The following is a 4,002-nucleotide window of genomic DNA, read 5'->3' as shown; positions in this document are numbered from 1 at the left end:
AGACTTGTCTATCAAGTTAAAGATGATCAGGTAGTTATCTTGCTCATCACAGTCGGGAAACGAGCTGATAGCATAGTTTATGACGAAGCTAAAAAGCGAATTAAAGACTAAAAATGGGGAGCTTATAGCTCCCATTTTTGCCTTCGTATAAGGTGTATTATGTTAATTTTAGTAGAACTTTAAAAATGAAAAAAATTAGAAATTATCTTTTTCGTAATTTTAATTCTAATTATTTTATGGGGCATACAATGGATGTTTCATGGCTTTCCAACAGGAAATTAAAATCATACTTCGCATCAAAATAAATAGTGTTATATTTCAAAAAGTTATGTTATAAAAAATCGGTGGCGAAAACCCAAAAAACCGACTTGTTTCCAAGCCGGGTTTCTACTGATTTTTTAACTTTTTATTTTGCCCACAAAAATAGCACCCAAATAACGAGTTTTATTTGCCATTTGTTGTGCTATTTCTTGCTCAAGACAAATAGGTCAAAATTTTAATCCAGAAATTCGGAAATTTCCTCAGCAGTTGTTCTCGCGGTCCTTGAAACACCCACCAGCGTTGCTGAACCAGGTCCAGTCCATTCACCATATCCTACTAACCATAGGTTGGGTTGTTTTACTGATCTTGTTCCTTCAACCAGTATCGTATTATTTTCCTCTACTATTCCAAGTGGCTTTAAATGGTCTAAAGTCGCTTTAAATCCAGTACACCAAATCACTGCATCAACCTGTTGAAAAGATCCATCTTCCCAAATCACGCCATTTTCTGTAAAAGCCGAAAACGGGCGCTCACTATGTAAAACGCCTCGTGCACGTGCATCTTTGACTGAATCAATCATGACAATATCCCCCAGACCGCCAACAGGCTGATCTATTGTACGGCCTTCTAATTGTGCCTTTAAACGCTCTGTCGCACGTAAAAACAGTATACGGCCATCAACATCATCTGCTAAAAATTGAGGAGGTGTTGGCGTGATCCAAAGAGTATCTGCCACTTGGGAAACTTCAGCCAAAATTTGTGCTCCGGAATTTCCACCACCGATAATCATGACGTGCTTATCTTTAAACGGTTCTGCATTTTGATAATGGGCGGAGTGTAATTTCAGCCCTTTAAAATTTTCTTGGCCCGGGTAAGATGGGATATAAGGATGACTCCAGGTGCCCGTTGCACTGACTACAGCCTTGGCTTTCCATGACTGTTCACCTGCATGCACACTCAATGCCTCTCCTTCGCTTTTGACGTGATCAACATATATAGGACGAATAATCGGAAAGTGGTAACGCTGCTCATATTGCTGCAAGTATTCAATAACTTCTTTCTTGGTCGGATACGTTTGTTCTGTATTCGGCATAACCCAACCTGGTAAGGAACTCCAGCTATTCGGTGAAAATAGACGCAAAGAATTCCAGGCATGTAACCAGGCTCCACCTGCTTGATTTTGATCATCTAAAATAATGAATGGTATTTTTTTTCGCTTTAAAAAATAAGCCGTAGATAAAGCAGCCTGCCCACCACCGATAATGATCACATCCGTTTCATTCTGTTTATGATTCAAAGCCCTTTCCCCTTTCATTTTTCTTTAATATAAAAAACCAGTTGCCGGAGCAACTGGTTTTTAAACTTAAATTTCAATAACTCAATTTACTTGTTTTTTTCCTCTGTACACGACAAATTTCACAGAACCCTTATCCTATCAGGATTCTGCTTTCTTAAAATTGCCAAAATTTCCTTAAACTCTTCTTTTTTCCCAAAACCAATTAAACGCTGAATCGCCATTTGAACATAGTCTAAACCATAGCGAAATAAACTCATTGAGAGTCGTCCATGCTTCTTTATTTTTATCGCTTTTTTTTGATTATGTTGCCATTCACCCGTTAAGTAACACCAACAGAAGCTTATAGCTAACACCGCAATCAATTTTTTCACTCGTCTAGGGTCTGTCAAGCGCGTATTTTCAAGATTAAACCCGCGTCCTTTGAGACAACTGAATAAGGTTTCAATTTCCCAGCGTAATGCATAATCCTGAATAGCATTGGCATTAAACTGAGGAGAAACGACGAGTAAAAGCTCTCCATTTTCTAACTGTAGTGCACTTATATATAGTTTCACCCGACCAACCAAAATCCGTCGTTTACGACATTCAATTTGACCAACTTTAAGATGGCGAAATAAATCACTAATTTTATGATTCTTTCCTAAATGATTGGTGACAATGAAGTTTTTTTAACACGAATGCAGAAGTTGATGTCTTGTTCAATTAACCATGTAAACCACTGCTCACCGATAAACTCTCTGTCTGCGAACACATTCACAATACGGTCTTTACCAAAAATGGCTATAAAGCGTTGAATCAAAGCAATACGCTCTTTCGTATCTGAATTTCCACGTTTATTAAGCAATGTCCAAAGGATAGGTATCGCTATTCCACGATAAACGATTGCGAGCATCAGGATATTAATATTTCGTTTTCCCCATTTCCAATTGGTTCTATCTAAAGTCAGTTGCACTTGGTCGAATGAAAACATATTGAAAATCAACTGAGAAATTTGACGATAATCAAAATACTGACCTGCAAAGAAGCGCTGCATACGTCGATAAAATGATTGTGGTAAACACTTGATGGGCAAGGCTTTAGATGCAGAAGAAAGATTACATGTTTGCTTTAAAATAATCACAAGCATGATGAGCGCAAAGCACTTTAAATGTGACTTGTTCCATTTTAGAGATTTGTTTAAGATAAGATATAACTCATTGAGATGTGTCATAGTATTCGTCGTTAGAAAACAATTATTGTGACATTATTTCAATGAGTTATCTATTTTTGTCGTGTACAGAGATTATTATAGAAGCCCCCATGAATAAATCGCTCATCATTTTCGGCATCGTCAACATAACCTCGGACAGTTTCTCCGATGGAGGCCGGTATCTGGCGCCAGACGCAGCCATTGCGCAGGCGCGTAAGCTGATGGCCGAGGGGGCAGATGTGATCGACCTCGGTCCGGCATCCAGCAATCCCGACGCCGCGCCTGTTTCGTCCGACACAGAAATCGCGCGTATCGCGCCGGTGCTGGACGCGCTCAAGGCAGATGGCATTCCCGTCTCGCTCGACAGTTATCAACCCGCGACGCAAGCCTATGCCTTGTCGCGTGGTGTGGCCTATCTCAATGATATTCGCGGTTTTCCAGACGCTGCGTTCTATCCGCAATTGGCGAAATCATCTGCCAAACTCGTCGTTATGCATTCGGTGCAAGACGGGCAGGCAGATCGGCGCGAGGCACCCGCTGGCGACATCATGGATCACATTGCGGCGTTCTTTGACGCGCGCATCGCGGCGCTGACGGGTGCCGGTATCAAACGCAACCGCCTTGTCCTTGATCCCGGCATGGGGTTTTTTCTGGGGGCTGCTCCCGAAACCTCGCTCTCGGTGCTGGCGCGGTTCGATGAATTGCGGCTGCGCTTCGATTTGCCGGTGCTTCTGTCTGTTTCGCGCAAATCCTTTCTGCGCGCGCTCACAGGCCGTGGTCCGGGGGATGTCGGGGCCGCGACACTCGCTGCAGAGCTTGCCGCCGCCGCAGGTGGAGCTGACTTCATCCGCACACACGAGCCGCGCCCCTTGCGCGACGGGCTGGCGGTATTGGCGGCGCTGAAAGAAACCGCAAGAATTCGTTAACTGCACATTCGGGATATTTCTCTATATTCGCGGTTCAGCAGGCATGTCCCCTTTGAGGGCGACCCGACGACAGGATAATCGACCTTATGGTGCGCAAATATTTCGGCACAGACGGTATTCGTGGCAAAGCCAACGAAGGCGCGATGACGGCGGAAACCGCCTTGCGCGTCGGCATGGCGGCTGGCCGTGTCTTTCGTCGCGGTGACCACCGCCATCGTGTCGTGATCGGCAAGGATACGCGCCTGTCGGGCTATATGCTTGAACCCGCGCTCACAGCCGGTTTCACCTCGATGGGCATGGACGTATTCCTTTTTGGCCCGCTGCCGACA

General features: G+C 44.0%; 3 protein-coding genes and 2 pseudogenes. 3 read left to right on the top strand and 2 right to left on the bottom strand.

Annotated features, from left to right (window positions below; all coding sequences use genetic code 11):
* Nucleotides 1-111 (top strand): annotated as a pseudogene (locus tag VF685_RS13895) (type II toxin-antitoxin system RelE family toxin); the annotation flags it as partial.
* 385 nt (nt 112-496) lie between these two features.
* Here the strand turns inward: VF685_RS13895 and VF685_RS13890 are convergent.
* Together VF685_RS13890 and VF685_RS13885 are read right to left on the bottom strand one after the other, a co-directional pair.
* Entirely contained in the window at nt 497-1,558 is a 1,062-nt protein-coding gene (locus VF685_RS13890) for an ArsO family NAD(P)H-dependent flavin-containing monooxygenase (protein WP_180046665.1), read from the bottom strand.
* 119 nt (nt 1,559-1,677) lie between these two features.
* Nucleotides 1,678-2,768, bottom strand: a protein-coding gene (locus tag VF685_RS13885) for an IS4-like element ISAba1 family transposase (RefSeq protein WP_085940648.1) whose coding sequence is annotated in 2 segments (ribosomal slippage) — nt 1,678-2,228 and nt 2,228-2,768 — 1,092 coding nt in all. Because the reading frame shifts where the segments join, the coding sequence is not laid out codon by codon here.
* An 89-nt stretch (nt 2,769-2,857) separates the two neighbouring features.
* Here VF685_RS13885 and sul2 point away from each other — a divergent pair.
* Both sul2 and glmM read left to right on the top strand, forming a co-directional pair.
* Entirely contained in the window at nt 2,858-3,673 is an 816-nt protein-coding gene (sul2, locus tag VF685_RS13880; RefSeq protein ID WP_001043260.1) for a sulfonamide-resistant dihydropteroate synthase Sul2, read from the top strand.
* An 86-nt stretch (nt 3,674-3,759) separates the two neighbouring features.
* Nucleotides 3,760-4,002 (top strand): annotated as a pseudogene (gene glmM / locus VF685_RS13875) (phosphoglucosamine mutase); the annotation flags it as partial.

Source organism: Acinetobacter sp. Brlt_5 (assembly GCF_051949055.1).
GTDB lineage: Bacteria > Pseudomonadota > Gammaproteobacteria > Pseudomonadales > Moraxellaceae > Acinetobacter > Acinetobacter indicus.
This window is presented reverse-complemented; position numbering and strand designations above follow the sequence as displayed.

Bases quoted from the DNA above. Each gene is read 5' to 3' on its own strand.
- sul2 (WP_001043260.1), top strand. From the start codon at position 2,858: ATGAATAAATCGCTCATCATTTTCGGCATCGTCAACATAACCTCGGAC.